Here is a 23,341-nt window from a genome sequence, read left to right on the forward strand (position 1 = left end):
TTCCCGGACCCGACAAAGAGCCCGCATGTCCGCAACGTGCTGAAGGGCATCGCGGCGCTGCATCCCGCGACGGAGAAGCGCGCCCGCCCCCTGCAACTCGAACAGCTCGAGCGCCTCGCGGGCTGGCTCGACGCGCATTTCCAGGCCAGCCGACGAACGACGCGATGCGCGCCTGAGCCTGACTCACCGGCGCAACCGGGCGCTGGTCGACGATGGCACCGGAGTTGCCGTCGACAGGCGCCGCAGCCCTGCCTTTGAGGGTTCCGGCGGCCGCCTCCCTGAAAATCCAGACTACCGCCGCCGGCATCGGTGGCTTCGACACCGGCCACCACTGCAACGTTCCTGGGCCACCGCGAGCGTGGACGATGAAGCCCGTCGGAGAACGCGGGCTGCGTACCCGATGATCAGCGGACCTCAATCGGCATAATGCCCTTTCAGTCCGTAATAGGCGATGTACAGGTAGCACACCACGGGTACGCAGAACGAGAGCTGTACGCCAATGTGGTCGGCCATGAAGCCCTGGATGAGCGGGACGATCGCGCCACCGACAATCGCCATGCACAAGATTCCAGAACCCTCGCCGGTATGCTTGCCCAGCCCCTCGATCGCCAGCGTGAAAATTGTCGGGAACATGATCGAATTGAAAAGGCCGATCGCGAGCAAGGCCCACATCGCGATCGTGCCCGATGCCAGTATTGCGATCACGAGCAGCGCCGATACGACGAAGGCGTTGAAGGCCAGCAAATAGCCGGGACGGATCTTGCTCAGCAACGCAGAGCCGAGAAAGCGCCCCACCATGGCTCCGCCCCAGTACAGCGACAGGTATCGGGCGGCTGCTTCCTGCTGCAGGCCTGCAATCTGCGGCTGGCCCATGAAGTTCACCAGAAAGCTCCCGATAGCGACCTCGGCCCCCACGTACAGGAAGATGCCGACCGCACCCAGTACCAGGTGGCGATGGGCCCAAACGTTCGTGTGGACACGGTAGGTGCTACGGGCGTCGGGCACCTCGACCCGCGCTTCGGGCGCGTCGATCTTCGGCAACTTCAACGTGCCAATCGCGAAGGCCAGCAGGTAGAACACGATCGCAAGCCCGATGTACGGAATTTGCACCGCACTGGCTTGCGAGACGCCATAGGCCGCGAGCTCAGCGGGATTCAATTTCTGCAACTGTCCGGATGTCTCGATCGCCACCGAGAGAATCAACACCGAACCGAAAACCGGCGCGAGCGCGGTGCCGAGCGAATTGAAGGCCTGGGTCAGGTTGAGGCGGCTCGATGCCAGTTCCGGCGTTCCGAGAATGGCCACATACGGATTGGCAGCCACCTGCAGCAGCGTGATACCCGAGGCGAGCACGAACAGCGCCCCAAGAAAGAACGGATAGGACGCGTGTTCCGCCGCGGGATAGAAAAGAAGACAACCGGTTCCGGCCGCCGACAGGCCAAGGATAATGCCCGCCTTGTATCCGAGCCTTTCGACCAGAAAGCCTGCCGGGAACGACATGATCAGGTATGCGCCGAAGAAGCAGAACTGAATCAACATCGCCTGCACATAGCTCAGCGTGAATACCGCTCGCAAATGAGGGATCAGGATGTCATTGAGCGAGGTGATGAATCCCCACATGAAGAACAGGGATGTCAGGATGATCAGCGGTGTCGTATAGCGTTTCGCAGTTGGCGAGCCGCCGCCAGATCGTGCGCTTCTTAAAGTCATGTCCGCCACAATGTTGTCTCCTCGAGTTCGAATCATCTGATGAGCGCGTGGGAAATCGACGCGTCGCGTTCGCCACACAGGGCGAAGGCGACGCGCGCAAGCGTTGCGTTTCCTTCCACGCGCTGCAAAATTGCCCTGGCGCGATTCTGTCGTTACGCGCGCAGCGCAAGTCAAAGTAGCCAGGCCAGACAGGCGTCAGACCTTGGCAATGTGCAGGAAGTTGGTCGTGCCGGCCACGCCGAAAGGCATGCCAGAGGCAATGACGACGAAGTCGCCCGCGTGCGCGAAGGCTTCGTGTCGCGCGATCGCACAGGCTTTGTTCACCATGTCGGGCACGTCGGAGACGCGTTCGTCGGCGTGCACCGGATGCACGCCCCAGACAAGCGCCAGACGCCGTGCGGTGGCGAGTTCCGGTGTCACGCCAAGCACGGGCACCACCGGCCGCTCGCGCGCCGCGCGCAGGCTCGTGTAGCCGGATCGCGTGTAGGTGACGATCGCCGCGGCAGGCAGCAGGTTCGCGGTCTGCTGCAGAGCAAGGCAGACCGCATCGGCGACTGCGGCCTGCGGCGCCGTATGAGCGGCGTCGATCGCGCTGCGGTAGTCCGGATCGGACTCCACCTCTGCAATGATGCGGTCCATCATCGCCACAGCCTCGCGCGGGTATTGGCCGGACGCGGACTCGGCCGATAGCATCACGGCGTCTGCGCCGTCGTACACCGCATTGGCCACGTCCGACGCTTCCGCGCGAGTCGGCACCGGCGCGGCGATCATCGATTCGAGCATCTGGGTGGCAACGACGACAGGCTTGCCAGCAGCCCGGCAGGCCCTGACGATCTGTTTCTGGATCCGCGGCACCTGTTCGGCCGGCAGTTCGACCCCCAGGTCGCCGCGCGCAACCATGATCGCGTCGGCCGCATCGACGATCGCGTTGAGCGAGTCGATGGCCGCCGGCTTCTCCAGTTTGGCCAGCACGGCGGCGCGCCCCTGGACGATCGCTTTCACCTCGAGCACATCCTCGGGTCTTTGCACAAACGACAGCGCGACCCAATCGACGCCCAGCGTCAGCCCGAACTCGAGGTCGGCGCGGTCCTTGGGTGTCATGGCCGGGATGGGCAGCAGTACCGAGGGGACGTTCACACCCTTGCGATCCGATATCGTGCCGCCGGTGATCACCTGCGTCTCGGCGAAGTCCGGGCCGAAGCTCAGTACCTTGAGACGCACCTTGCCATCGTCGACCAGCAATTCGGTGCCGGTCTCGAGTGCGGCAAAGATCTCCGGGTGGAGCAGCGGTGCGCGTGTGGCGTCGCCCGGAGTGGCGTCCAGATCGAGGCGAAACGCCGAACCGGCCTTTAGCGTGACCGGGCCGTCGGCGAGCGTGCCGATGCGCAGCTTCGGGCCCTGCAGATCGAGCAGCACGGCGATGGGCCGCCCGGTGTCTCGCTCGACGCGGCGGATGATCTCGAGCCGCTCCTGGTGCTGGGCGTGCGTCCCGTGACTGAAGTTGAGTCGGAACACATCGGCCCCGGCGTCGAACAGGGCGCGCACCGTGGCCAGGTCGGAACTCGATGGCCCCAGTGTCGCGACGATCCGGGCATTACGTTTGCGACGCGTCATGTTCACTCCGCTTAAAAGATGAAGTCTGTGTTGATGAACTTCGATTGATGTTCGCGCACGATGGTGTTGAGCAATGCCATGTTCGGCTCGGTCTGCCTGGTCGCGACCATCGAGCGGATCGAGAACGCGCGCAGCGCATCGCTGACCGACAGCGTGCCCTCGGCCGAATCCTTGCGCCCGGCAAACGGGAACACGTCCGGCCCGCGCTGACACTGACAGTTGATGTTCACGCGGCAGACCTGGTTGACCAGCGGATCCACCAGCGTGCCGATCTGCGAGGCGTCGTTCCCGAAGATGCTCACCTGTTGCCCGTGATCCGAGGTGATCACGTAGTCGAGTGCCTCTTCCACCTCGTCGAAGCGCATGACCGGGACAACCGGACCGAACTGCTCCTCCCGGTACAGCTTCATCCCCTCGCGCACGGGGTAGACGACAGCCGGGTTGAACAGCGTGCTGCAGAACACACCGCCGCCCTCGTTGACGACGCGCGCCCCCTTTGCCACGGCGTCTTCGATCGCTTCTGTCATGTAGGCGGTGCGATGCGGCCCCGGCAGAGGCGTGATGTGCACGCCGGCTTCCCAGGGCATGCCAGTTTTGAGCCGGGCCAATTCAGCCGTGAAACGCTCGAGGAATGCATCGATGACACTGCTATGCACGATCAGCATCTTGAGGGCCGTGCAGCGTTGTCCGTTGAACGACAGTGCGCCGAGCAGGCATTCCCTGGCGGCCAGATCCAGGTCGGCATCGGGCAGCACGATGGCTGCGTTCTTCGCATCGAGGCCCAACACGGCGCGCAGGCGGTGCGATTTCGGATGCTGCTTTTTCAGATGGTCCGCAACGCGGCTCGACCCGATCAGTGCCAGCACGTTGACGTTGCCCGAGGCCAGCATGCGCGGCACCACCAGTTGGCCCGGTGCGTAAATGGTATTGACAACGCCGGGCGGAAACGCGTCCCGAAACACTTCAAGCAGCGGTTCGAACAGCAACGTGCCATATTGTGGCGGCTTGAGGACCACAGTATTGCCCATGAGCAACGCCGGGATCAGGGTGCAGAACGTCTCGTTGAGCGGATAGTTGTACGGTCCCATGCACAACACGACGCCCAGCGGCGTGCGGCGGACCTGGCCAATGGTCCCCTCGACCACCATGAATCGCGAATGGCCGTTGTCCATGTCCTTCAGGGCTTCGATCGTGGCCTGGATGTACTCGACGGTGCGATCGAACTCCTTGCGCGAGTCGGCGAGGCTTTTGCCGATTTCCCACATGAGAAGGTTGACGATCGACTGCCGGCGCTCGGCCATGCCTTTCACGAACGTTTGCATGCAGGCGATGCGGCCAGCGACCGTCATCGTCGGCCATTCGCCTCCGCCGTTGTCGTACGCAGCGACTGCGGCATTCAGCGCGGCGTCGCTCTGCGCCTCGTGCATGAGCGGGTAGCTGCCGATCTCGACCTGGCTCACGTCGCCCGTCACCGGGTCGCGTGTGCAGACCGGCGACAGCACGGTTTTGCAAGGGCCGTCCCATGTGAGCATCTGCCCGCCGATCAAGAAATCGCGCTGGTGAACGGGGGCGGTGAGACGGTGTTCCGCCGGTATCTCGTCGAGGGTTGGGAAGTTCTGGGCGAGTCGCGAATCGTGATCGGTCGTCATGAGGTCTCCGAAGGCAGTGGGGCCGGGTATGCAGCGTGTTGAGTCGAGGCGTTCAAGGCGCACGGTGGTAAGGCACTTTGCAGGCGGCGCCGAAGTCGATCGGAGCAGAGCATGTGGGCATGGCGCCTGCGCGCGAATTGCAGCAACGAGGGATTGAAGCCGGCGAGAAACACCTGCGCAGATTCGGCAGATGAAACCAGTGCACTAGCGTCCCCGCATTCATTGCGTCATTGCGAGGTGCCGGATTTTGTCCATGCGCTTTGCCAAGACCTCGCGCTGTTCCGGGAAGGCCCCGTAGCGCGCTTGTCGGCGAACTTGATCAGCCCTTTCTGCATCGACATCGCTTCGCCTTTTCGTCCCCAGGTACTATTCATTGCGCTCGACTGTAGTTAAACTACATCGCAGTGTCAATTGCAATTTTTGCCCAACTACATTGCCTCGGGGCGGCAGCGACAGATGTCTGGCGATTCCGGCGGTATCACCGCCCTTTTCGGTGCGGCGCTGGCGCGCTTCCGATGCAGGCGCCGCTCCAGGTGGAGCGCCTGATCCTGCTGATCGCTCGCCGGCACAAGCGCTACGTGCAGCAGCAGGCCGCCGCGGCTGACCAGAGCAGTGCCATCTCGAAGCTGGCGAACGACAAGGAAGTGAGACTCTATGCCTACAGGTGCACCTAACAGATTTGCCCCTGGCGAGAGCCAGCACGCCGACGGACCGAGAATGCTCGCCGACATCGGGGGAACCAACGCGCGCTTCGCCCTGGAGTCAGGAGCGGGCGAGATCGGCCAGGTGCGCGTGTATCCGTGCGCCGGCTATCCGGGTGTCGCGGAGGTCATCCGGCAGTATCTGAAGGACACGAAGGCCGGCCGCGTGAAGCACGCGGCCATCGCCATTGCAAACCCGGTCGACGGGGATCAGGTGCGCATGACCAATCACGACTGGACCTTCTCGATCGAGGCCACGCGCCGTGCGCTCGGCTTCGACACGCTCCTGGTCGTGAACGACTTTTCCGCGCTTGCCATGGCGCTGCCGGGTATGACCGACGCGCAGCGCAGCCAGGTGGGCGGCGGCCAACCCCGCCAGAACAGCGTGATCGGCCTGCTCGGGCCGGGCACGGGCCTTGGCGTCTCGGGGCTGATTCCCGCCGACAACCGCTGGATCGCACTTGGCAGCGAAGGCGGCCATGCGAGTTTCTCGCCGCAGGACGAGCGCGAGGATCTCGTGCTGCAGTTTGCGCGCACGAAGTCGCCGCACGTATCGTTCGAGCGCGTGTGCGCGGGCCCCGGCATCGAACTGATCCATGGTGCGCTCACCGCGCGCGAAAAGAAGGAGATGCCCGCGAGCCTCGACACCGCCGAGATCGTCAAACGCGCGCACGAGGGCGAGGCACTCGCGGCCGAAACCATCGAATGCTTCTGCGGCATTCTCGGCGGTTTCTCAGGCAATCTTGCTTTGACGCTCGGCTCGCACGGCGGCATCTATATCGGCGGCGGCGTGGTGCCACGCCTGGGCGAGCTGTTCACCCGCTCGTCGTTTCGCCGGCGCTTCGAAGCCAAGGGGCGTTTCGACGCCTATCTCGCGAACGTGCCGACCTACGTCATCACCGCGGACTATCCGGCGTTCCTCGGCGTTTCGGCGATCCTCGCAGAACACCTGTCAAGCGAACCGCGCAGGGGTCCCGGCAAGGCATTGCCGCTTTGACTTCGCGGTACCGCAAGGAACAACCCGATCGATCCATCGTGGCCACGCGTGCTCACGTGCCGACGGATACACCGGCCGTATTGCCCGCGCGTAAACGTTGGAGTACTGACGCATTCAAGACCGCGTCGTCCAGTTCGACAAAGGCACGCCCACGAAACGATGCAAAACCGCAAGCTATCTCAAAAGGCAATGCTGCTCCCCTTGCCGATGGTATACGTCAGGGATGCGTCGCTCGCAGCACATCTGGCGTTCGCGGTGTGCCGCGCGGGCCAGGGAAATCGGCATCAGCTCTACCAGCTTATCCGCATGACCTATCTTTCATACCTGCTTTGGCAGGACGGGTATGGTGACGCGGCATACGAACTGTATTGCAAGGCGGAAGGAGCATTGGAGGCTGCGGCCGAGCACGCCTATGCAACGGATGATTGGCGCCTCGGCGATGACGCAGTCTGTTTAATGCAGGAGGTCGTCCGAATTTACGATGGGCAAATGGGCTCGGTTTGTCGCCGACGATATTTGCAATGCACCGCCAAACTCGACCGTTTGCTCCGAATCGAAATACCGGACAAGCTGCGCGGAAAGGATCCTCATGCTGCGGCATTTTCACGTTGAGGCGCTTGTGAGCCATATGTCACCTCGGAAATCGAGTGACCGTTGATCAAACAATCGCTTCCAACGGAGAAAAGGATGTCATGAAGATGAGTCGGTTTACCGATGAGCAGAGATGGTCATGACCTTGCCCGAGGTGGACAAGGCACTCGACTCGAAACCTGCGGAGGGCGCGCAGCTGTCCGGTCGTCGGCGACTTGAAGTCGGGCAGATGGACACGCGGCATGATGATGCGCTTTACCATTTACTGAGCGTGTTCCATTTTTCCCACTTGCAACAACAATTGCCCACGGACCAGACAGTGTGATGGATCCGGTGTACATATCACTCGCAATTTTTCTGAAGTCGCGGCGCCACGTCTCGTAGCCAGCATTCGACTGCTATGAGCGTCTTTGGATCGACCAATATGTCCCAGTGACCGATCGAGCTCAGGCTATGAATTTCCGCGTGTGGTGCTATCGTTCGGAAGACCTGTGGATAGAGCGACGACACGAAGCATTGATCTGCTGTCCCCGAAGCGACCAGAACCGGAATGTTCCTGTCTATCGGCACCGGTTGCTCGCGCCAGAGTCCGGGGCCAAACCCAAGCGTTGTATTGAAGGACCAACCCGCAACATAGCGGTTGTCCAGCAATTGGGCGGCTGGGGCAAAATCGATGACCGTGCTTCCATTGAATCCAGTGACACCCAACGCACTCATCACGCTTAAGGCACGCAACCGCAGACCACGCAGCCGAACCCATCCGCCGAAATACGGCCGATCGACTGGCGACCCGAGCCCCACGAACGGCGCCAAGAACATATAGGCCGAGATGAGTCGGTTGAGTGGGCTGCGCGAAACTGCGAGCACGAGCCCCCCACCAGCAGAATGTCCACCGAGCACGATGGCGGACTCACCGTGGCGGCGTACCACAAAATCGACGACGTTGCCGAGGTCCGACACCATTTGACGTGGTTCGTCGACCGCATGTCCCGGCCGTCCCGGTGAAAGCCCATGTCCACGCATGTCCAGCGTATAGACATCTGCGAGATCGGAGCGCGACAAATGACGCGCTATTACTTGCATTTGGTCCCCGAAGCATCCGGCTCCATGAACCAGAATGACGACACGGCGACTTGTCAGTGAGCGGTAGTGACGATAGGCCAGCGGGTAGCCGTCTGCCATCGCAAGTACTTCATGTGCGGGAAGATTTGGTTGCGGCGCACCAGACCCGGAACATCCAATGTACTCGGCGAGTCGCTCGAAATTTTCACGATGAAGTTCCGGCAATGCCGACCGGCTAAACACGCTGACGGCACGCGCGTAACCCCACAAAGTGCGCAAGTTCAGTCGGGTATCCTGCATCTTGATACTGTTCGCGAGGCTCACTCTGGTTTTGTTCCGGTCACGATCATGATCGGGAGGCCTGCGACAAAGCGCCCGGTTCGACCGCGCTCTTCGAACTCCGCAAGCCAATGCGCGACCTCCTCCTCCGAAAACAGACCCTGCACCTGCATGGTGGCAATAACGCTCTTGAAATCGAGGATTTTGTCGACAGACCGCGGATCAAACGCGGTCACGCTGCGCATTCTGAAGCTGATGTCGTCAAGTCCCGCATCGCGAAACATCGCGAAAAGATCGCGGGCCAGATAGGGATTCACACAAGACTCAGCAATCGACTGCATGATTCGTCCAGTCAACGCGTAATCGCTGCTTGCCACCCAGCAACCCGGCATGTCGGGTTCACTGACGACGATCCGCCCGCCTGGCCGCGTCACCCGAATCATTTCCATGAGCGCATTTTCGGGCGTGGGGACATGGATCAAGACGCGATCTGCCCGGATTGCATCAAAGGTGTTCGCCGCCACTCCGAGCGCTGTAGCGGGGGCATTCCTGAAGGTAAGGGCGGGGACGGCAGCAAAGCGACGCCGTGATTCATCCAGCATGGCTTCGCTCAGGTCAAAGCCCATCGCACTACCGCCAGGCGCCACCTGCCGGACCAGCTTACCCAGATCGTCACCCGTTCCGCACCCGACATCGGCTATCCGCATGCCCGGCCTCAGACCCATAAGTTCGAATGTCTCTTGTTTGTATATCTGAAACGTGTCGAGACGCTGCATGACATCCAGTCGCGTGACAAAATCGTTCGCATCCACGGCATCGACACGCGAGAAATCACCGAGTTGAGAGAGCTGTTGGGGGCTGGTCATCGGATAGCCTGAGTATCGGGAGTGAGTGGGCGGCGCTGCCGTTACATTGTAACCATCCAGATTGCCGTTGACGAAACAGTCCGACAGCCGTTGTTGCACAGACAGGAAATTGAAAGTCGTGGGGAAGTTGAACCAAGGAAACGCTGACTCTGGCTCGGCAGTCATCGCTGACGCAGCCGAATTCGTCGACGTGCTTGAAGCAAAATCGGTGGTCGCCTTCCACCGGAGCGGCGAAAGGTCGGCGTCGACGCGCGCATCAGTATCGACGACGTCGAACCCGACTTAGCCAGCGAGACGGTAGCGCTTTCGTTTCGGGCTGAATCTCATACGGCGGGAATGCGGACAGACGCGGATCGTCCACGGGGCCACCGACCGTGAAGTGATACAAACTTTGCCAGACGTAATCCTTGACGCCGAGCAGCGCGTGCATTTCATCATCGAAAAAACAGCCAATTCCCGTCCCGCGCACTCCGGCGGCTTCGGCTTCAAGATAAAGCGTCTGGCCAAGCATGCCGCATTCCCAGAACAGATGGCGATAACGCCAGGGTTGCTTCAAGGCTATTTCGAATCTCGCGAGCATTCCCAGCGCAAAGCAGGAATCTGCGCCGATATCCTGGTGGCAGCAGATCAGCTTTGCCGCGTCACGCAAATCGTAAGGCAGCAAAAAGTAGAGCGGCAGAGGGTCCGGTCCGCGCTTTAGCCACAACCATTCGGGACGCATGGACTGCTTGAGGTCGGTCAGCGCACCGAGATTCCTCACGAGCACGTATAGCCCCGGCTCCAGGCCGTCCACGCGGTGCACAAAAAGCACAGGATGCACCTGCGCAGATGACATCAGCGCATTCCACGGCGGCGTCAAACGACATGCCGCCAGGCACGCCAGCATGCTGAAAAAAGCCACGTCGGTAATATGCGTCTTGCCATCGAAGCTCACGGCACTGCGGCGCTGTCGAGCGATCTGGGCAAAGGTAAGATCGAGGGCGGGCGTCGCGGGCGATGGGTACAGCTCCGGATTCGGCGACGCCGGTTCGACAGTTTGGGGCTTGTGCGTTGCGCGATGGATCATATCGATATCCGGCCACGCCACGTGCCCTGAGCTGAGCTGATTCGCGCAGCCGTACCACTGCGCCTTCTCCAAAGCCGCACGCATGCGCTTGAGATCCGGCTGTATTTCAGGATTGCCGATCCAAAGCAAGACATCCGGAGCCTCCGATTCGGCCGCGCCGAACTCTTCGCTGCGGTCCAATCCGAGCAAGCGGGCCACCGTATCATCCGCAGCCGCCTCGACCAGCCGCGTCTGCCAGCCGAGCGCGGCCGCCGCGTAACTCACGCCGGCGATGGCATGGCCGCAATCGTGCTGGCAGTAGCGCCAGGCGCGCATGCCGTATTTCCACGCCTCGCGCCAGTGGATAGAGCTGATGCCGACCAGGACGCCACCGTCCGAGAACGCCTCGGTCCAGCGCGGATCATCCACTGCAGCGCGTCGTTCGAGCGCATGCTCTCGGCTCAGGTAATGGTAGACGCCGGCGGACACGCCGGGCAGCGCCGGACACAGAAGATAGCCCTCTGTCGGATGCAGATTTCCGCTCGAAGGGTTGCAGCGCACTGCCCACCGCTGGGCGCCGTAGGATTTCCACGCCGACAGGCCGAGCGAGAGTTCGAACAGGATGGCCAGCGTGTGAAGATCGAGTTTGTGCGCGGGCGGCAGAACGCCGCAGCGCAATGCGTTGTAGCGTGTGACCAGGGTATCGGCGGCTAGCGGCAGTTCAACGCGCGGTGTGCCATGAAACACGCGGAACGGATCCGGCTGAGTTGCCCAGTCCAGTCGCCCGGGGCCAGGCGCGTAGAAGTTGATGCGGTGCTTGCTGCGTTCGTGATACTCAAGCAGCGCGTGCCTTGACCGGTCCATGTTCCCTTCAGCGCGTTAACGCCTGTCCCAACAAAGGGCCGCCATCACCGCGGGTGACACGACGCCTCGGCTCTGGGCGTGTCGATGCCGAAGCCAACTTGACCCGCTATCGGCACATGTCGCCCAATAAATCTGCCCCGCCCGGACCTGTCAGTGACGAGCGACCAGGCGTCCCAGCATTGAACGTGTTAGCCACCGGCGCGCTTCGCGCGATGGCCGTACGTTTTAAGCACGTCGACGACCCGCTCGCAGTGGTCGCCCTGCACTTCAATCACACCATCCCTGACCGTTCCGCCAGAACTGCAGGCCGCGCGCAACTGCTTGCCCAACAAGGCCAGGTCAACAGGAGCGAGCGCCAGTCCTTTCACGAGCGTCACGCACTTCCCGCCGCGGCCCTTGGTCTCGCGAGACAGGCGCCCCCCCCATCACTTACGGTGCGAACTTGGCGCCTGCCTTGCAGACGCATTCCGACTGCGCCCGCCCGCATTCGGGACACAGTCGTCCGCGATCGGTGGAATACACAAGGCCGCCTTCTGAACGATTTTTCCGGTCAATTGAAGACGCCAGCGTTCAGGTCGTTCTCGAAATCCACAGTCCATTGACTACCCTGTCCGCCATCGTATCGGGCCACGGTAGATTTACCTCGCAGCACCACGGTCACTTGCCGCCCGATCGCCCCGACTCGCCCGCCACTTGGGTACTGCTCTTCGTCGATCACATCGAACTCGCCGACCGTGCGCCCGTACTTTTTGCAAGCGGCTGCGAAGTCGTCCTGTTCATCCTGCGGGAACTGAGAAAGCACATGACTCGCCATTGCCGTCTCCCTATTTTCCGCTACAACAACGACATCTGTCCGCCGATGCTCTCGCGAGTGCCGCAGTCGCCTTCCTCTGCAGCACTGCCCGGCCACGTTGCAGCCTTCGTATTCAGAACGATCTCTACAGTCCCTTCGTCCTGTCGATACTCGCGGCCCCACTCGGGGCTAAGTACATCGGACGAGAACAACACGCCCGGCGCAATCTGAACGAGGTGACTCATCGGCGGAATGTCCTATGCGGGTTGAACGTCGAAGTGGGCGGCGGCATAGCGAGCGTTGCAGTTCCACACCTCTACCCCGTCGCGGCTGAACGTTGCCCACCCGTCCTTCACGGTCATCTTGGCTTTGGGGAACACGGCACCGTGCCCATTCGCAGTTGCGCCGAGTATGGTGCGCTCCCGGCACGTTGCGACGTACTCACCGTCGACCAGCATGCCGCCGCTCTGTTTGCTCTCCATCCCGTTTTCCAGTTTATGTGCTTGTGCCGCGATTACTTGATCAAGTGCATCCCGGTGACCTTCGAGGCCGCGACGTCGAAAGTTGCCGTGCACTCGCACTTGGCAACGTGCCCCGACCGCTCGATCAGGCAGTCCGCGAAATCCGCCTTATCTGATGCCGCGAAAACACGAAGTGCCTTTCGCACCGTGTCCGCACCTTCAACGACCAGTTCCTTGGTCCCGATCATCGAGTCGATGATCTCCTTCATCTGCTCGCGCTCGACGCCATAGCAGTGCCCGAGTACCCACACAACCTCGACCAGCGCGATCTGCGAAACGTACCCCGGCCGCTCGGCCGACAGGGACTCCATCAGCACCGTCGCCTTCTTCGACTGAACGGCGTCGTCCTGGGCGAAGTAGCGGACCAGCACGTTCGTATCCAGTCCGATCATCGCGCGGATGCCCCCTGCCCGGCGATGGCCCGATTCATGTCTTCGACCGACACCGGTTTAGTGGGCTTCTTCACGATGCCCTTGAGCGACGCGAGCGAGCGCGTGGCCGGATAGACCTCATACCGGCCCGTCTCCTCGTTGAAGCTGAATTCGATCCGGTCGCCGGCCTCCAAACCGAGCTGATTGCGCACGTCAACCGGAATCGTGACCTGGCCCTTCGAAGTGAGAGTTGCTACTGCCATAGTGACACCTCCAATATTCCTTACCTTAAGGTAAGGAACGCCGAAAATCAAGGGCGAAGCGCCGCCCTCCGCGCCGTTTGTGAGCCTAAATTACCCCGCTCACAATCGCAGACGGGCGCACCGGATCGGCCTCGATAAGACTTTTAACGGCAGACAGACTAGACACGCCAATCAGCGTTTGGATGAGCTTGAGCGACCGACCCTGCCGGTGGAGATTCACGGCGAAGGTCCGCCTGGCCGCGGATACGTTGCCGCCCTCGACACCTGCGTGTTGATGCAGGCGTCGCACAATCTCCGTGAGGGTTTCGCACGAGTAGCTAGTCGTCCCGCTGCGCGTCACGCGGCGGGTGAACGTGAATGGCTCTCCGTCGCGCGCCCTGAACAGCGACCCGGGCGGGTCCAGTCCACGTTACGCAGCCCGAGCTGTGGTAATGCCATGCCGTGCCACGAGCCGGTACGCGAGGTAGTCGTCAATCGCTCGGCACCGCGTGGCATTGGACCAAACCAACGGTCGAGCCCTGCCGTTGACGGAGATCTCGGCGCGCACCGCCGAGTCGACGCGCACAGAACCGTTCGCATGCAAATAGTCGCTTAAGAGAAGCTTGCCCGCCTCATTTGGCATCAACCCTGTACCGTAAAAAAGTAGCAAAAGCGCCGCGTCGCGGATCGGATTTTGGCCGGTGACGGCAGCGACTTTCAGAGGTGGCGGAGCTGATGCGATTCGATAACTGGAGGCTTTGCCATCGAGGAACTCACAGGATTTGATGCGTCATTTTCGAGTATTACGAGGAGCTTTGCCCGCATTCAAAAGCAAACACGGCCAGCAGCCTTGAATTTCCTCACCTCCTCGGAAAATTTACCATTGGCATGCATCTCAGCTATCACCGTGAACCGGCGAGCCGAGTTGAGAGCCCGCGCCCTACTCGCAGTTTTGGCGTACCGGGAAGCGCAGGGCTTGGAACCCAGACAGCAACCATTTGATTTAAAACCAATATTTATTGGGGGTAGTCCGGAGCGCCACATGCAGCCTAGATCGCTCTAACCGGAAAGTCGAGTAGCGCAAGGGAATCGCACCCCCACGCCCTCACAGAACCGGACGTGAATCTCTCGATTCATCCGGCTCCTGTCGTCCAACCGTGGTCGCCATGGCCCAGTGCGCAAACAGGCCTGGCTGCCGGGACTTAACGTCCTTCAACCATGCAGCTGCACGCACCTTCCGGCCACGGAGGTGTTTGTATTTCTGTTGAGCCCAACGGACCAGAGCGGCATCAACCGCAAGAAGCACCTGCCCCAGTGCTGACCGATAAAATCGACCGTAATACTGAATCCAGCCGAGCAAAGTCGGACGGGTTCGGTCCGCCAACTCAGATAGACTCAGGTCATGACGGTGCGGCGACGCAATTGCTGGCGCATCGCCTTCGCAGCCTTGTTGCTGACCGCAGGCGTGTCCCGGAGCGTGCAATTCCCCCGGTTTTGACATCGATTATTATTTTTACGACACGTCATCAGCGGTTCACTCACGTTCGTCTCTTTGACTCCCACCTGCCGGGCTAAACCCCGACTTTTCCAACAACGCTCACCACGGGGGCTCTTTACCCGCGCAGCTTGTGGCGGTTTGAAGCACTGGGCACCCTGACTCCCTGGGCTTGGTTCACAGGTCTGCGTGTGACCTCGCGCATACACAGGCTCGATACGACTAGCCTGCTCAGGCCTTGCCGTCAATCAAACCCCAAACAACGCCAACCCCGCCATCACGATGCCGATCGCGGCCACGCCGATCGACAGACCCTGCATCCATGTCCGCCGCGTGAGGATCGTGATCGCCGCAAGTGCGATCGAGATCTGGATGACGGTCGTCGCCTGCGACCATCGATGGTGTCGGTGCATCCGCTCCTCGCTCGCCGCGTTGTTCTTTTCGACTTCCTTTTCGAGCGCCTCGGCACGTGCGCGGATCGGTTCCTTGTCGGCGCGGTATCGCGCGGCGTCCGCCTCGAACCGCTTCCGCTGCGGCGACGTGTCCGGGCTCAACGCCGCACCGAGTTCGGCGAGGTTCTGCTTATCGCCCTTCGCCTGATAGTAGGCCCACTGGTTCGCAGCCTCGGTTTTCCGGATCGCGGCGTCATTCTTGTAGAGCAGCGCGAGGCTCTCTTCGGCACCGCTCTGATAGGCAGAAATCGCGCCGAAGCAGGCAAGCACGGCCGTCAGCACAGCGATGCGCGACGTACCTTGATCGCCACCGTGAGCCGCGTGATGTTCCACCGCATCGTCGTGAGGGCCATGAACTTCGTATTCTTCAGACATCCGTGGCAAACCCGCAAGAGTTGAATGAATCCGTCGCCGGCCGACCGTATGGCTAACAGTAAATGAATTCGGCAAGGCGACAAAATAAACTGGCGCTCCAGATTCTCGGAGCGCCGGCGTCGTTCGACAGCACGCGCGCAGACTCTCAATCGCACATAAGACTTCCGACGCGTCCGGCGGCGCCGTGCGATCGCCGCGAGTCTGACACAGGCTTGCTCGCTGGCGATACTTTCACGCGGCGCGTCAAACGGCCGCGACAAATTTGGCCGTAGGTTTCGTTTTCCCCGTCCGGTCATTCCCACGCGCCTGGGGCGCACGAGCCAACGCCCCACTTCGGCTCACGCCCGAAAGCCGCGCACCCTCGTGTGCGCGAGCAGCTGGCGCGGCTTCCAGGCATGGCAGTCGGCCGCGCCGGATGGGAAAAGCGTCGACGGTACAAACTGTGCGACGGCTGACGAAAAATCAGGCGGCGTTCAACCGGGTGATCGGAACGGATTGACCACCGTTAGCCGGTCACCGATCACTTGGCCGTGTTGCATGTCTTCGCTGTAGAGAACTTCGCAATCCTCGAGCAACGCGAAGGCGATCATGCACGAATCGTAGAACCGCAATCCGTAGTGTTCGGCGATACGGCGTGCCTCCTTGTGGACTTCAAGGGTCGGTGACAAGATCTCGCAAAACTCCTCCAGATCGCTCAGGAGGACATTGATCTCTGGCCACGACAGGCCCATTTTCCGGCTCATGACGAGCGTGACCTCGTTCATGACCTGCGTGCTGATGACGGGCTTCGGAGTCCGCTGCACCAGCAGCGCCTCGGCCCTGTCAGCCTTCGCAGCGTCGCGGGAGAACAGACAGGCGATGACGTTTCTATCGACGGCAAATCGCGTCGGTGCCTCGACGGTCATTCAGCGTTTCCCCTGTCGCTGAGCGATTTCCGATCAAACTTGAAGTCGGCAGGCAATCGTCCGCGGTACTTGCGCAAGCGCTCGATCCGCTCAGCGGCTGTCGGCTTTTTACCGACCGAGAACGCGCCGGATTGGTCGGCATAGATCTCAATGTCGTCGCCCTCCTTCAAACCGAGTGCATCGACGACGCTCGCAGGCAGTCGGACTGCAAGGCTGTTGCCCCAATTTGCGACTTGCATGATTACCCCAATGGATACACATAAAGCGCACTGTATATCCAGCCCGACGTTTTTCAAGTCCGATGGCGGTTTCGATGGTCACCACGTGGGCGACTAATCAGCACGTCGCTTGCAAGCGCAGGCTGGGACCATGAGGGTCTCGTGCTTGGGCGGAAGTGATCAGGACGCCCGTCCATCACGGGGCGGGACTGGTCTGCGACCAAATCACGAGCAGGAACAGGGTCGCGAAGCGCAGGGCCTACTGTTTCCAACAGCCCATCGACTTCCCCGTCTGTCTCGGCTTGGCGAGCCGATCAACACACGGTGGCGGTGTTCAAAAAGTGACTGATGCCGGCCCAGGAAGACGCCGAGTCGCCTCGAATCGATCGATCGATCGATCGATCGATCGAAAAAAGTGTCAAAGATAATCATGCAAAGTGAAATGTCGGATGCCTTGTCACGAAACTCGTCGCTCGTCTGTTTCACGTAGTCGACGACCACATCTTCGAGACGAATGCGCAGCGCGCCAGGGTTTTTGAAGGTCACATGCAGCATTCGTCCACTTCGCCGTGCCCATTCCGTTTTCGATCAGGCGGCATCCTTCAATGTTTGCGTCGGGCACCGCCAACGCCGCGGTGTCATGACAATCGCTCCGTCTCGACCACTGGCTCGAGCAACGGATCGTCACCATGCGCCCCGCGTTCAAAACGCCGCGCAAAGCGATCGAACCACAGATAGACGACGGGTGTCGTAAAGAGCGTCAGCAGTTGCGACAGGATCAGTCCGCCGACGATCGCAATCCCGAGCGGCACACGCAACTCGGCGCCCGCGCCGTGCCCGATCGCGAGCGGCAGCGCACCGAACAGCGCGGCAAGCGTCGTCATCATGATCGGCCGGAAACGTAGCACGCAGGCCTGGCGGATCGCTGCGACAGGTGCAAGGCCCTGCTCCCGCTCGGCCACGAGCGCGAAGTCGATCATCATGATCGCGTTCTTCTTGACGATGCCAATCAGCAGGATGATCCCGATCATGCCCATGATGGACAGGTCCTGTCTGCAGAGCAACAACGCAAGCAACGCACCCACGCCTGCCGATGGCAGCGTCGAGATGATCGTCAGAGGATGGATCGGGTTCTCGTACAGCATCCCGAGCACGAGGTACACGACCACGAGCGCGGCGATAATCAGGTACGGCTCGCTCGCCAGCGATGCCTGGAACGCCTGCGCCGTACCCTGGAACGTGCCGGTGAGCGTGTCCGGCTTGGCCGCAGCCGCCTCGGCCGCTCGAATGGCCGTCACGGCGTTGCCGAGCGATTGCCCCGGCGCGAGATTGAATGAGATCGTCACCGCGGGGAACAGGCCCTGGTGGTTGATCGAGATCGGCGATACGTTGTTCTCGATTTTGACCAGCATGTCCATCGGCACGAGCTCGCCGGTCAGCGGGGAACGCACGTACAGATGCGAGAGCGCGTCGGTCGTCATCTGGAATGCCGGATCGACCTCCTCCACCACGTGGTACTGGTTCAGCGACGTGAAGAGCGTCGCAATCTGGCGCTGGCCGAACGCGTCGTAGAGCGTGTCGTCGATTGCCTGCGCGGTGATGCCGAAGCGCGATGCGGTGCTGCGATCGATCACGAGCGTCGCGCTCGTTGCCGACGCCTGCTGGTCGGAGCTCACGTCGGTCAGCTGCGGCAGCGTGGCGAAGCGCTTCGTCAGGCGCGGTGCCCAGAGGTTCAGCTCCTGGACGTCCGCGTCCTGCAGCGTGTACTGGTATTGCGCGGCGCTGATCCGTCCGCCGACCTGGATGTCCTGCCTGACCTGCATCGACAGCGTGATGCCCATGACCTTTCCCACCTTTGGCCGCAGCCGCGCGAGCACCTGCGCCGCGCTTGCCGTGCGCTGGCCGAACGGCTTCAGGTTGATCATCACGCGTCCCTGGCTCACGGTGGGGTTCGGGCCGATCCAGTAATAGGTGTTGTCGACGGCCGGATCGGCCTCGACGATGCGGCCGAGCTGCTGCATCTTCTCCGCCATCGACTGAGGCGAGATGTCGGGCGCCGCCTGCGCGACGCCCATGATCAGCCCCGAGTCCTCCTGCGGGAAAAAGCCTTTGGGCATGTAGATGAACAGCGCGGCCGTCAGCGCGACGGTCGCGACGGTCACGGCCAGCATGATCCTGCGATGCGCGAGCGCCCAGTCGAGGCCGCGCTCGTATCGGCGCTCGACCGCGACGAACGCGACTTCGAGCCAGCGTTCGAGCGTGCGCAGCCTGGCGCCGTCCGAACCCGGCGGGCGGATCAGCCAGCCGCACAGCATCGGCGTGACGGTCAGCGACACCAGCGCCGACATCACGATCGCGACACTGACGGTCACCGCGAACTCGCGGAACAGGCGGCCGACGATGCCGCCCATCATCAGGATCGGAATGAACACGGCGATCAGCGAGATCGTCATCGAGACGATCGTGAAGCGCACCTCGCGCGCGCCGAGCAGTGCGGCGCGCAACTTCGGCACGCCTTCCTCGATGTGGCGCATCACGTTCTCGATCACCACGATCGCATCGTCGACCACGAAGCCGACCGCGATCGTGAGCCCCATCAGCGACAGGTTGTCGAGGCTGTAGCCGAGCAGGTACATCACGCCGAATGTCGCGACCAGCGACAGCGGGATCGTGAGGCTCGGAATCACGGTGGCCCAGACGTTGCGCAGGAATGAGAAGATCACCATCACGACGAGCGCGATCGTCAGCATCAGCGTGAACTGCACGTCATGCACCGACGCGTCGATCGTCTGCGTGCGGTCGCCGACGACGTGCACGTGCGCGGCCGCGGGCAGCGACGCCTCGAGCTGCGGCAGATGCGACGTGATGTTGCGGATCGTCTCGACGACGTTGTAGCCGGGCTGCTTGTGCACGTCGATGATGATCGCGCGCTCGTGCTGCAGCCATGCGGCCTGCTGCGTGTCCTCCGCCGCTTCGACCACGGTGCCGAGATCGTCGAGCCGGACCGGCGCACCGTTCTTGTAGGCGACGACGAGATTGCGGTAGCCCGCAGCCGAGGTGAGCTGATCGGTCGCGTTGAGCACGACCGAGCGGTCCGCGCCGTTGAGATTGCCCTTCGGCGCGTTGACGGTCTGCACGCCGACGATCGAGCGGACGTCCTCCAGCGTGAGCCCGCGCGCGGCGAGCTTGTCCGGGTCGAGGCGAATCCGCACCGATGGCCGCTGCTGCCCGTGGAAATCGACAAGGCCGACGCCAGGCATCTGCGAAATCTGCTGCGCGAGAAAATTCTCCGCATAGCTGTCGAGCTGAGTGAGAGTCAGCGACGGCGAGGTCAGTGCAAGCGACAGCATCGTGAAGTCCGCCGGGTTGACCTTCTCGTAGGTCGGCGGATTCGGCATGTTCTTCGGCAGCGTGCCGCCGGCCGCGTTGATCGCTGTCTGGACGTCCTGCGCCGCGCTGTTGATGTCGCGCGACAGGTCGAACTGGATCGCGATCGAGGTCGTGCCGAGCGAGCTCGACGACGTCATCTGCGTGATGCCGGAGATGTTCGACAGCTGCCGCTCGAGCGGCGTCGCGACCGAGGTCGCCATCGTGTCCGCGCTCGCGCCCGGCAGCTTCGCGACGACCTGGATGGTCGGGAAATCGACCTGCGGCAGCGGCGCGACGGGCAGCAGGAAGTACGCGACGAGCCCGACGAGCAGGACGGCGACCGCGAGGAACGACGTCGCGACGCGCCGGCGGATGAACAGTTCTAGCAGGCTCATGACGATGCATCCAGCGTCGCAGCCGGCGCGAGTGTCGCGGCCTCCTCGCGCGCGTCGACGCGCTTCGCCGCCACCGGCTTACCCGGATTGAGACGGCTCTGCCCTTCGAACACGACGAGATCGCCGGCGGTAACGCCGCTCACGATCTCCGTCATGCCGTCGACCGCGGCACCCGTCCGCACTGCGCACAGCCGCGCCTTGCCGGACGCATCGATCGCATAGAGCTGCGGGCCCGCCTGCGTGTTGACGATCGCGCGGCTCGGCACCGCGAGCCGCTGGCGGTCGGTGCGCAGCAGCACCTGCGCGTTGACGAGCTCGCCCGGCCACAGCTTGCGATCGGTGTTGGCGAACGCACCCTTCAGCCTGATCTGGCCGGTGGTCCGGTCGACCTGGCTGTCGACGAAGCTCAATATGCCCTGCGCAAGCGGCGCGTTGCCCGCGCGCGCCGTGACGGTCACGGGCAGCGGCGCGTTCTGCTGGCCGGCGAGCAGGTCGGGCAGCACGTCCTGCGGCACCGAGAACTGCACGTCGATCGGCTCCATCTGCGTGACGGTCACGATGCCCGTCGCGTCGCCCGGATGCACGATCGCGCCGATGTCGGCCTCGCGCGCGCCGACGCGCCCGGCAAACGGTGCCGTCAGTGTCGTGAAGCCCAGTTGCAGGCGATCGTTCTGCACGATCGCAGCGTCGGCCGCGACCGTCGCCGTCAGCGCCTTGACCTGCGCGCGCGCCGTGTCGACGCTCTGCGTCGTCGCCGCGCCGATGCCGACCAGCTTCGAATAGCGGTCGAAATCGAGCTTCGCGTTCTCGAGGCTTGCCTGGTCCCTGCCTTGCGTTGCCTCCGCCTGATGAAGCTGCGCGGTGAGCGGCCCCTGGTCGAGCTGCGCGAGTATCTGTCCGGCCTTGACGTCCTGCCCTTCGGCGAACAGCACGCGCTGCAACTGGCCATCGACGCGCACCTTCACGTCGACGCTGTTGCGCGGCTGCACGGTGCCGACCGCGACGGCGCGGATCGGGAAATCGGCCAGCACCGGATGGCCGGCGACGACGGGCACCGCCGGCGCGGCGGCCTGCGCGGCGTGTTTCGGCCACTGCCACCAGACAATGAGCGCGAGCGCGGCGGCAATGCCGGCGGCGTATCGCGGTGACAGACGATGGCCGCGCCGTGGCGGTTGTTGCGGAGGAAGATCGGCAGCGTGATTCATGGCGCGATGGAATGGAATGGAGTGACGGGCGACGCGGCGGGAACGGCCGTGCTGGCCAGCGCCGGCGCGTGTTCAGTCACGCCGAAGCCGCCGCCGAACGCGCGAAACAACCCGACGGACGCCTGCAGCCGCGCGAGACGCGTCTGCACGAGCGCGTCCTCGGACTGATAGCGCGTGCGCTGCGTATCGAGCACGGTGAGGAAATCGACGGTGCCGGCGCGGTACTGCGCTTCGGCAAGCTGCGCGGCCTTGCGCGCCGCGTCGGCGGCCTGCTCGTCGGCCGTCTCGACCTGCTGCTGCTGCGTGGCGGCGCTCAGCATGTCCTCGACGTCCTGCAGCGCGGCGACGATCGTCTGCCGGTAGTCGGCGACGCTCTTCGCGGACGCCGCCTCGCTCGCGTGCAGCTGGCCGCGCAGCGCGCCACCATCGAAGATCGGTGCAGTCAGCGCGGCGGCCACGCTCGCGAACGGGCTCGACAGGAAGCGCGACAGCGCGCTGCTGCTCAGGCCGCTGTCCGCCGTCAGCATGAGGTTCGGAAAGAACGCGGCGCGCGCGGCGCCGACGTCGTAGTTGGCCGCCTGCAGGCGCGCCTCGGACGCGCGGATGTCGGGACGCGTGTCGAGCAGGCTGGCCGGCAGGTTCGCGCGCGGCTGCGGCACCGCAATGCCGGCCAGCGGCACTGCCGCGACGTCGAAGCCTTCCGGTACCGTGCCGACGAGCGTGGCGAGCAGATGCCGGTTCTGGTCGAGCTGCTGGCGCAGCGCCGGGATCGACGCGTCGAAGCTCGCGAGCGCATTGCTCTGCTGCTGCACCTGGAGCTCGGTCGCCACGCCCGCTGCCTGCTGCGCCTGCAGCAACGCGAGGATGCGCGCGGCATTGGCCGAGATCGTCTGCGCGAGCGCCACCCGTTGCCGCAGGCTCTGCACCTGGAAATAGGTATCGACGATTGACGCGGTCAATGTCAGCGCGACCGTGTCGCGGTCGAAGCCCGCGGCGTGCGCCAGCGTGCCCGCCGCGTTCGCGTTGGCCGCGTTTCGGCCCCAGAAATCGATTTCGTAGCTCGCCTCGGCGAACAGGCTCTGGCCGCGACTCGAGCTGCCCGAGCCCGACGAACCGCTGCTGCCGCTGCGACGATGGCTGCGATCGAACGTGCCGTTCAGCGTCAGTGACGGATAGAGCGGCGCACCGGCTTTTTCCGCGTTGGCGCGCGCCTCGTCGACACTGGCGAGCGCCGACGCGAGCGAATAGTTGTGCTGCAGTCCGCGCTCGACGAGCGTGTCGAGTGCAGAGTCGCCGTACGCGCGCCACCAGCCGCTCGCCACCGGCACGGTGCCGGCAAGCGGCGATTGCGCGGCATCGTCCCACGCGGCCGGTACGGGCGGCGCCGGCCGCTGGTAGGCAGGCACGAACGAACAGCCTGCGAGCGTTGCCGACAGCACCGTGACGGCAACCAGGCCGCGCAACGACACGCGCCGCGCGATGCGCAGCGGCGGCGGACCATTCGACCGAAGCATGGATCGACTCCCTCGCAACTATGATGCGACGAGGATAGCGACGCCTTCCTGTCCGGCCTTTCGCTCGAAGATGAAATAAATTTCATGCGCGCGCCGGCAGGCGCCGCG

At 63.0% G+C, this 23,341-nt stretch carries 21 protein-coding genes and 2 pseudogenes; 4 read left to right on the top strand and 19 right to left on the bottom strand.

The annotated features are described in order from the left end of the window. Nucleotides 1-414: 414 nt before the first annotated feature. From fucP to ACV22Z_RS21700, 3 genes are all read right to left on the bottom strand, one after another. A complete protein-coding gene (fucP, locus tag ACV22Z_RS21690; RefSeq protein WP_448078491.1) occupies nt 415-1,710 on the bottom strand; it encodes an L-fucose:H+ symporter permease in 1,296 nt (431 codons plus the stop codon). Nucleotides 1,711-1,905: 195 nt separating this feature from the next. After that, entirely contained in the window at nt 1,906-3,324 is a 1,419-nt protein-coding gene (pyk, locus tag ACV22Z_RS21695) for a pyruvate kinase (RefSeq protein ID WP_448078333.1), read from the bottom strand. 11 nt (nt 3,325-3,335) lie between these two features. Continuing rightward, nucleotides 3,336-4,973, bottom strand: coding sequence for an NADP-dependent glyceraldehyde-3-phosphate dehydrogenase (locus ACV22Z_RS21700; protein ID WP_448078334.1), 1,638 nt, complete (start codon nt 4,971-4,973; stop codon nt 3,336-3,338). A 515-nt stretch (nt 4,974-5,488) separates the two neighbouring features. Here ACV22Z_RS21700 and ACV22Z_RS21705 point away from each other — a divergent pair. The 4 genes and pseudogenes from ACV22Z_RS21705 to ACV22Z_RS21720 all read left to right on the top strand — a co-directional run bounded on the left by ACV22Z_RS21705 (nt 5,489) and on the right by ACV22Z_RS21720 (nt 7,587). Next, a complete protein-coding gene (locus ACV22Z_RS21705; RefSeq protein ID WP_448078335.1) occupies nt 5,489-5,647 on the top strand; it encodes a hypothetical protein in 159 nt (52 codons plus the stop codon). Beyond that, nucleotides 5,628-6,632, top strand: a pseudogene (locus ACV22Z_RS21710) (glucokinase); the annotation flags it as partial. The gene ACV22Z_RS21705 and the pseudogene ACV22Z_RS21710, both read left to right, overlap by 20 nt. Before the next feature lie 198 nt (nt 6,633-6,830). Next, nucleotides 6,831-7,283 carry a hypothetical protein gene (locus ACV22Z_RS21715; protein ID WP_448078336.1) on the top strand — a complete coding sequence of 151 codons (453 nt, stop codon included), beginning with the start codon at nt 6,831-6,833 and terminating at the stop codon, nt 7,281-7,283. Nucleotides 7,284-7,401: 118 nt separating this feature from the next. After that, nucleotides 7,402-7,587, top strand: a complete 186-nt coding sequence (locus ACV22Z_RS21720) for a hypothetical protein (RefSeq protein WP_448078337.1) — start codon at nt 7,402-7,404, stop codon at nt 7,585-7,587. A 17-nt stretch (nt 7,588-7,604) separates the two neighbouring features. Here the strand turns inward: ACV22Z_RS21720 and ACV22Z_RS21725 are convergent, their stop codons facing one another. The 16 genes and pseudogenes from ACV22Z_RS21725 to ACV22Z_RS21800 all read right to left on the bottom strand — a co-directional run bounded on the left by ACV22Z_RS21725 (nt 7,605) and on the right by ACV22Z_RS21800 (nt 23,233). Further along, nucleotides 7,605-8,648 carry an alpha/beta hydrolase gene (locus ACV22Z_RS21725; protein WP_448078338.1) on the bottom strand — a complete coding sequence of 348 codons (1,044 nt, stop codon included), beginning with the start codon at nt 8,646-8,648 and terminating at the stop codon, nt 7,605-7,607. Beyond that, the gene (locus ACV22Z_RS21730; RefSeq protein WP_448078339.1) at nt 8,645-9,634 is read right to left on the bottom strand and encodes a methyltransferase domain-containing protein; all 990 of its coding nucleotides are present in this window, start codon (nt 9,632-9,634) and stop codon (nt 8,645-8,647) included. The genes ACV22Z_RS21725 and ACV22Z_RS21730 overlap by 4 nt, the downstream gene beginning before the upstream one ends. 91 nt (nt 9,635-9,725) lie before the next feature. Then, nucleotides 9,726-11,378: a SagB/ThcOx family dehydrogenase gene (locus ACV22Z_RS21735; RefSeq protein WP_448078340.1), complete on the bottom strand. Its 1,653-nt coding sequence runs from the start codon at nt 11,376-11,378 to the stop codon at nt 9,726-9,728. A gap of 188 nt (nt 11,379-11,566) precedes the next feature. After that, nucleotides 11,567-11,933, bottom strand: a pseudogene (locus tag ACV22Z_RS21740) (stress response translation initiation inhibitor YciH). Continuing rightward, a complete protein-coding gene (locus ACV22Z_RS21745) occupies nt 11,929-12,192 on the bottom strand; it encodes a hypothetical protein (protein WP_448078341.1) in 264 nt (87 codons plus the stop codon). Before ACV22Z_RS21745 ends, ACV22Z_RS21740 begins: the two are co-directional and overlap by 5 nt. 20 nt (nt 12,193-12,212) lie before the next feature. Beyond that, on the bottom strand, nt 12,213-12,416 hold the full coding sequence (locus ACV22Z_RS21750; protein ID WP_448078342.1) for a hypothetical protein: 204 nt from the start codon (nt 12,414-12,416) through the stop codon (nt 12,213-12,215). A 12-nt stretch (nt 12,417-12,428) separates the two neighbouring features. Then, nucleotides 12,429-12,653 carry a hypothetical protein gene (locus ACV22Z_RS21755; protein ID WP_448078343.1) on the bottom strand — a complete coding sequence of 75 codons (225 nt, stop codon included), beginning with the start codon at nt 12,651-12,653 and terminating at the stop codon, nt 12,429-12,431. Between the two features lie 32 nt (nt 12,654-12,685). After that, nucleotides 12,686-13,084 carry a PIN domain-containing protein gene (locus ACV22Z_RS21760; protein ID WP_448078344.1) on the bottom strand — a complete coding sequence of 133 codons (399 nt, stop codon included), beginning with the start codon at nt 13,082-13,084 and terminating at the stop codon, nt 12,686-12,688. Next, nucleotides 13,081-13,326 (bottom strand): AbrB/MazE/SpoVT family DNA-binding domain-containing protein, encoded by a 246-nt coding sequence (locus tag ACV22Z_RS21765; RefSeq protein ID WP_448078345.1) that lies wholly within the window; start codon nt 13,324-13,326, stop codon nt 13,081-13,083. Before ACV22Z_RS21765 ends, ACV22Z_RS21760 begins: the two co-directional genes overlap by 4 nt. A gap of 1,084 nt (nt 13,327-14,410) precedes the next feature. After that, a complete protein-coding gene (locus tag ACV22Z_RS21770; RefSeq protein ID WP_448078346.1) occupies nt 14,411-14,806 on the bottom strand; it encodes a group II intron maturase-specific domain-containing protein in 396 nt (131 codons plus the stop codon). 242 nt (nt 14,807-15,048) lie between these two features. Beyond that, nucleotides 15,049-15,627 carry a DUF4337 domain-containing protein gene (locus ACV22Z_RS21775; RefSeq protein ID WP_448078492.1) on the bottom strand — a complete coding sequence of 193 codons (579 nt, stop codon included), beginning with the start codon at nt 15,625-15,627 and terminating at the stop codon, nt 15,049-15,051. A 473-nt stretch (nt 15,628-16,100) separates the two neighbouring features. Continuing rightward, nucleotides 16,101-16,532 carry a PIN domain-containing protein gene (locus ACV22Z_RS21780; RefSeq protein ID WP_448078347.1) on the bottom strand — a complete coding sequence of 144 codons (432 nt, stop codon included), beginning with the start codon at nt 16,530-16,532 and terminating at the stop codon, nt 16,101-16,103. Next, the gene (locus ACV22Z_RS21785; protein ID WP_448078348.1) at nt 16,529-16,771 is read right to left on the bottom strand and encodes an AbrB/MazE/SpoVT family DNA-binding domain-containing protein; all 243 of its coding nucleotides are present in this window, start codon (nt 16,769-16,771) and stop codon (nt 16,529-16,531) included. Before ACV22Z_RS21785 ends, ACV22Z_RS21780 begins: the two co-directional genes overlap by 4 nt. Before the next feature lie 617 nt (nt 16,772-17,388). Then, the gene (locus tag ACV22Z_RS21790) at nt 17,389-20,514 is read right to left on the bottom strand and encodes an efflux RND transporter permease subunit (protein WP_448078349.1); all 3,126 of its coding nucleotides are present in this window, start codon (nt 20,512-20,514) and stop codon (nt 17,389-17,391) included. Then, nucleotides 20,511-21,719 (bottom strand): efflux RND transporter periplasmic adaptor subunit, encoded by a 1,209-nt coding sequence (locus ACV22Z_RS21795; RefSeq protein ID WP_448078350.1) that lies wholly within the window; start codon nt 21,717-21,719, stop codon nt 20,511-20,513. The genes ACV22Z_RS21790 and ACV22Z_RS21795 overlap by 4 nt, the downstream gene beginning before the upstream one ends. Next, nucleotides 21,716-23,233: an efflux transporter outer membrane subunit gene (locus ACV22Z_RS21800; protein ID WP_448078351.1), complete on the bottom strand. Its 1,518-nt coding sequence runs from the start codon at nt 23,231-23,233 to the stop codon at nt 21,716-21,718. The genes ACV22Z_RS21795 and ACV22Z_RS21800 overlap by 4 nt, the downstream gene beginning before the upstream one ends. Nucleotides 23,234-23,341: the final 108 nt, after the last annotated feature.

It is taken from the genome of Burkholderia sp. PU8-34 (assembly GCF_053427725.1).

Bases quoted from the DNA above. Each gene is read 5' to 3' on its own strand.
- fucP (WP_448078491.1), bottom strand. From the start codon at position 1,710: ATGACTTTAAGAAGCGCACGATCTGGCGGCGGCTCGCCAACTGCGAAA.
- pyk (WP_448078333.1), bottom strand. From the start codon at position 3,324: ATGACGCGTCGCAAACGTAATGCCCGGATCGTCGCGACACTGGGGCCA.
- ACV22Z_RS21700 (WP_448078334.1), bottom strand. From the start codon at position 4,973: ATGACGACCGATCACGATTCGCGACTCGCCCAGAACTTCCCAACCCTC.
- ACV22Z_RS21705 (WP_448078335.1), top strand. From the start codon at position 5,489: ATGCAGGCGCCGCTCCAGGTGGAGCGCCTGATCCTGCTGATCGCTCGC.
- ACV22Z_RS21715 (WP_448078336.1), top strand. From the start codon at position 6,831: ATGCAAAACCGCAAGCTATCTCAAAAGGCAATGCTGCTCCCCTTGCCG.
- ACV22Z_RS21720 (WP_448078337.1), top strand. From the start codon at position 7,402: ATGACCTTGCCCGAGGTGGACAAGGCACTCGACTCGAAACCTGCGGAG.
- ACV22Z_RS21730 (WP_448078339.1), bottom strand. From the start codon at position 9,634: ATGACTGCCGAGCCAGAGTCAGCGTTTCCTTGGTTCAACTTCCCCACG.
- ACV22Z_RS21735 (WP_448078340.1), bottom strand. From the start codon at position 11,378: ATGGACCGGTCAAGGCACGCGCTGCTTGAGTATCACGAACGCAGCAAG.
- ACV22Z_RS21745 (WP_448078341.1), bottom strand. From the start codon at position 12,192: ATGGCGAGTCATGTGCTTTCTCAGTTCCCGCAGGATGAACAGGACGAC.
- ACV22Z_RS21750 (WP_448078342.1), bottom strand. From the start codon at position 12,416: ATGAGTCACCTCGTTCAGATTGCGCCGGGCGTGTTGTTCTCGTCCGAT.
- ACV22Z_RS21755 (WP_448078343.1), bottom strand. From the start codon at position 12,653: ATGGAGAGCAAACAGAGCGGCGGCATGCTGGTCGACGGTGAGTACGTC.
- ACV22Z_RS21760 (WP_448078344.1), bottom strand. From the start codon at position 13,084: ATGATCGGACTGGATACGAACGTGCTGGTCCGCTACTTCGCCCAGGAC.
- ACV22Z_RS21765 (WP_448078345.1), bottom strand. From the start codon at position 13,326: ATGGCAGTAGCAACTCTCACTTCGAAGGGCCAGGTCACGATTCCGGTT.
- ACV22Z_RS21770 (WP_448078346.1), bottom strand. From the start codon at position 14,806: ATGTCAAAACCGGGGGAATTGCACGCTCCGGGACACGCCTGCGGTCAG.
- ACV22Z_RS21775 (WP_448078492.1), bottom strand. From the start codon at position 15,627: ATGTCTGAAGAATACGAAGTTCATGGCCCTCACGACGATGCGGTGGAA.
- ACV22Z_RS21780 (WP_448078347.1), bottom strand. From the start codon at position 16,532: ATGACCGTCGAGGCACCGACGCGATTTGCCGTCGATAGAAACGTCATC.
- ACV22Z_RS21785 (WP_448078348.1), bottom strand. From the start codon at position 16,771: ATGCAAGTCGCAAATTGGGGCAACAGCCTTGCAGTCCGACTGCCTGCG.
- ACV22Z_RS21790 (WP_448078349.1), bottom strand. From the start codon at position 20,514: ATGAGCCTGCTAGAACTGTTCATCCGCCGGCGCGTCGCGACGTCGTTC.
- ACV22Z_RS21795 (WP_448078350.1), bottom strand. From the start codon at position 21,719: ATGAATCACGCTGCCGATCTTCCTCCGCAACAACCGCCACGGCGCGGC.
- ACV22Z_RS21800 (WP_448078351.1), bottom strand. From the start codon at position 23,233: ATGCTTCGGTCGAATGGTCCGCCGCCGCTGCGCATCGCGCGGCGCGTG.